3 protein-coding genes are annotated in these 4,161 nt (G+C 66.5%); 2 read left to right on the top strand and 1 reads right to left on the bottom strand.

Annotated features, from left to right (window positions below; translation table 11 throughout):
* Positions 1-134: 134 nt before the first annotated feature.
* Complete coding sequence (locus G3O06_RS46780) at positions 135-1,499, bottom strand: 2-hydroxycarboxylate transporter family protein (RefSeq protein ID WP_205820140.1); 1,365 nt, start codon at positions 1,497-1,499, stop codon at positions 135-137.
* A 433-nt stretch (positions 1,500-1,932) separates the two neighbouring features.
* Between G3O06_RS46780 and G3O06_RS46775 the strand changes: the two genes are divergently transcribed.
* Positions 1,933-2,763: a MetQ/NlpA family ABC transporter substrate-binding protein gene (locus G3O06_RS46775; protein ID WP_174984776.1), complete on the top strand. Its 831-nt coding sequence runs from the start codon at positions 1,933-1,935 to the stop codon at positions 2,761-2,763.
* An 11-nt stretch (positions 2,764-2,774) separates the two neighbouring features.
* Positions 2,775-4,161 (top strand): LLM class flavin-dependent oxidoreductase (locus tag G3O06_RS46770; RefSeq protein WP_205820139.1); only part of this gene is annotated, 1,387 nt, incomplete at its 3' end.

Below are 4,161 nucleotides of genomic sequence, written 5' to 3'. Positions count from 1 at the left end.
CGCCCAGAACGACGCCCAGAACGACGCCCAGAACGACGCCCAGAACGACGCCCAGAACGACGCGCGCCGCGCGCCGGCTGGGCCGGCGGCGGCGCGTGCGAAGCGGCCTGCGCGACGGTGCGCGCGGCGGCGCGTCATCCGAAGTGTGCGATCAGGATCAGCGTGACCGTGACGACGATCGCGCCGCCGATGCGCGTCGCGATCTGCGCGAACGGCATCAGCTGCATCCGGTTCGCGGCAGTCAGGATCGCGACGTCGCCGGTGCCGCCTTGCCCGCTGTGGCAGGCGTTCACGATTGCGGTGTCGATAGGGTACATCTTCATCAGGCGGCCGACCACGAAACCGGTGCCCATCAGCGTCGCGACGGTCGACACGATCGTGACGACGTTGACGATCGTGAACGCAGCGGTCAGCTTGTCCCACGGCGTCATCGCGACACCGATCGCGAACAGCAGCGGATACGTGACGGCGGTCGAGAAGAACTTGTAGACGACGAACGCGCCTTCCTGCAGCGGCGGCGACACCGCGCGCGCGAGCTTCACGAGCACTGCGAGGAACAGCATCGCGACCGGTGCGGGCAGGCCGAACAGCTTGAACGCCATCAGGCCGACGAGGTACAGCGTGATCGCCGTGATACCGGCGCCCGCGATGTGCGTGACGTCGACGTGGCCGCGGATTTCCTCGTTCTCGGGCGTCATGTCGCCCGATTCGCCGACCTGCAGGCGGCCGTTGCCGGTCAGGTGCGGGAAGCGCTTGCCGATCATGTCGAGCGCGCCCGACAGGATGATCGCGGTCAGGCTGCCGAGCATCACCGGCGGCAGCACCATCGCGAACATCTCGCCTTGCGGCAGGTGCATCAGTTCCGAATAGCCGATCGACAGCGGAATCGCGCCTTCGCCGACGCCGCCCGCCATGATCGGCACGACGATGTACAGCAGCGTGTGGCGTGCGCCGAGGCCGAGCGCGGTGCCGACCGCCGTGCCGACGATCGCGGCCGCGACCGAGCCGGCCGCGAGCGGGATGAAGATCTTCACGAAGCCCTGGATCAGCACGCGGCGATCCATGCTCAGGATGCTGCCGACGATGATCGACGCGATGAACAGGTACAGGAAGTTGGTCGATTTAGTGAATTCGACCGTCAGGTTCAGCACCGGCTTCGGCAGCAGGTGGTAGTAGGTGAGCGCAGACGGCACGAAGGTCGCGAAGATCGCGGCCGCGCCGATGTTGCGCAGGAGCGGCAGGCGCTTGCCCAGTTCCGCACAGGTGAAGCCGAAGAACGCGAGCACCGCGATCGCCATCGAGATCTCGCCGGGCACCTTGCCGGTCACCGAGAAGCCGACGATCAGCGCGAGCAGGATGAAGTAGACGGGCAGCGGAATGATGCCGATGCGGATTTCCATCAGTTTCCACCAGCCTTCCGGCCAGAAGCGCTCGCGCGGGGCGGCGACGGCGTCGGAAACCGGCTCCGGATGGGACGGGGTATGGATTGAGGTCTGCAAGACGTGTCTCCTGATGTTGGAATGCCTGCATGGCTTCGCGGCATCGTGTGCCGTCTATTACGCAACCCCCGTGCCAGGAATCCGGCCTGCCGGAATATTTTTAATGCATTGATTTATAAGGGATTTGTTTCGTCTGCGGAAAGGGTGGCGCGACCGGTTGGCCGAGATCTCGGAATTCGCCCGGCGCGCAGGCCGAGATTTCGGCCAGATGGCCGGCCGGGCCCCCGGTCAGGCCCCCGATCCCGCGTGGCCGCCCGCCATATCGCCGCGCGCGATTTTCTTCGCACAATCGCTTCGTAGACCGTCCCCGCGCCGCTCTCTATCATCGGCTGATCCTTTTCCGATGCGATGACTCCTGTCCGGAGAACGCCCGTGCGTTCGCCGCGGCGTCGCTCATCCGTCGATACCGTCTTTGGACAGGAGAGTGGTTTCCATGCTGCATGCCGTTTTTTCCGCCCGCTTTTCCGCCGGCCGCGTCGCGCGTCTGCTGGCCGCCGCCGTGCTTGGCGTCGCGCTGCTCAATGGCGCGCACGCCGACACCGCGCCGCTGAAGGTCGGCATCTCGACCAGTCCGCAGATCGAGGCACTGAAGGTCGCCGCCAAGGAGGCGAAGGCGCAGGGGCTCGACGTGAAGATCGTCGAATTCACCGACTGGAATACGCCGAACGCGGCGCTCGCGAACAAGGACATCGACGTCAACTACTTCCAGCACATCCCGTTCCTCGAGAACGCGAACAAGCAGGGCGGCTACAACTTCGTGTCGATCGCTCCCGGCACGATCATGAAGATCGGCCTCTATTCGAAGAAGGTGAAAAACTTCAGCGAGCTGAAGGACGGCGCGAAGGTCGCGATCGCGAACGATCCGGTGAACGGCGGGCGCGGGCTGTTGCTGCTGCAGCGTGCGGGGCTCATCACGCTGAAGCCGGGCGCCGACTACCGCGCGACGACGCACGACATCGTCGCGAACCCGAAGCACCTGAAGATCATCCCGCTCGAGGCGTCGCAGCTCGCGCGTTCGCTCGACGATGTCGATCTCGCGCAGGGCTACCCGAGCTTCATCAAGCTCGCCGGCACGACCGACCCGAACAGCGCGCTGCTGTTCGACGGCACCGAGAACAAGATCTTCGCGATCCAGTGGGTCGTGCGGCCGGACAGCGTGAACGATCCGCGCATCCGCAAGTTCATCGCGATCTACCAGCAGTCGCCGGCCGTGCGCAAGGCGCTCGACAACGCGTTCGGCTCGCTGTACGCGATCGCGTGGTGACGGAGGCGGGCATGACGACGGCGAATCGCAAGAAGATCCTGCTCAACGCGTTCAACATGAACTGCGTCGGGCATATCAACCACGGGCTGTGGACGCATCCGCGCGACCGCTCCGCGCACTACACCGATCTCGACTACTGGGCCGACCTCGCGAAGACGCTCGAGCGCGGCAAGTTCGACGGGATCTTCCTCGCGGACATCGTCGGCGTGTACGACGTGTTCGGCGGCGGCCCCGATGCCGCGCTGCGCGAATCGGTGCAGGTGCCCGTCAACGATCCGCTGCTGCTCGTGCCCGCGATGGCGCAGGTCACGCGGCACCTCGGCTTCGGCGTGACCGCGAACCTGACCTACGAGCCGCCGTACCTGTTCGCTCGCCGCATGTCGACGCTCGATCATCTGACGAAAGGGCGCGTGGGCTGGAACATCGTCACCGGCTATCTCGACAGCGCCGCGCGCGGGATGGGCCTCGCGCAGCAGATCGGCCACGACGACCGCTACGAGCGCGCGGACGACTACATGGACGTCGTCTACAAGCTGTGGGAACAGAGCTGGGACGACGACGCGGTGATCCGCGACGCACAGGCGCGCGTGTTCGCGCAGCCGGGCAAGGTGCGGCGCGTGAAGCACGACGGGCCGTTCTATTCGATCGACGCGATTCATCTGAGCGAGCCGTCGCTGCAGCGCACGCCGGTGCTGTACCAGGCCGGTTCGTCCGCGCGCGGCGTCGAGTTCGCGGGCCGTCACGCGGAATGCGTGTTCGTGAACGGGCAAAGCAAGGCCGCCGCCCGCGCGGCGGCACTCGACATCCGCGCGGCCGCTGCACGGCAGGGCCGCGACCCGGCGTCGATCAAAATCTTCGCCGGCGTGAGCGTCGTGACGGCCGAGACCGAGCGGCTCGCGCGCGAGAAGTTCGACGAATACCGGCGCTACGCGAGCCCCGAAGCCGGCCTCGCGCATTTCGCGAGCTCGACCGGTATCGATTTCGCGAAGTACGGCCTCGACGAGCCGATCTCGTACGTGAAGACCGACTCGATCCAGTCGGCCGTCGACGCGATCTCGCGCAAGAGCACGACCGGCACGTGGACCGTGCGGCGGATGCTCGAACAGATGTCGCTCGGCGGCCGCTATGCGCCGATCGTCGGCTCGCCGTCGCAGGTCGCGGACGAACTGCAGTCGTGGATCGACGAGACCGGCATCGACGGCTTCAACCTGACGCGCACCGTGATGCCTGAGTCGTTCGAGGATTTCGTCGACTGGGTCGTGCCCGAGCTGCAGAACCGCGGCGTGTACAAGGAAGACTACGATCCCGCGCCGACGCTGCGCGAGAAGCTGTTCGGCGCGGGCCCGCGCCTGCCCGCGTGGCACACGGGCGCGCGGCACCGGCCGGCCGCCGTGGCCA

This window comes from Burkholderia sp. Ac-20345 (genome assembly GCF_017104825.1).
In the GTDB taxonomy this organism is placed as follows: Bacteria; Pseudomonadota; Gammaproteobacteria; order Burkholderiales; family Burkholderiaceae; genus Burkholderia; species Burkholderia lata_B.
The sequence above is the reverse complement of the archived record's forward strand: the minus strand, read 5'-3'. Positions and strand labels throughout refer to the sequence as shown.

Bases quoted from the DNA above. Each gene is read 5' to 3' on its own strand.
- G3O06_RS46775 (WP_174984776.1), top strand. From the start codon at position 1,933: ATGCTGCATGCCGTTTTTTCCGCCCGCTTTTCCGCCGGCCGCGTCGCG.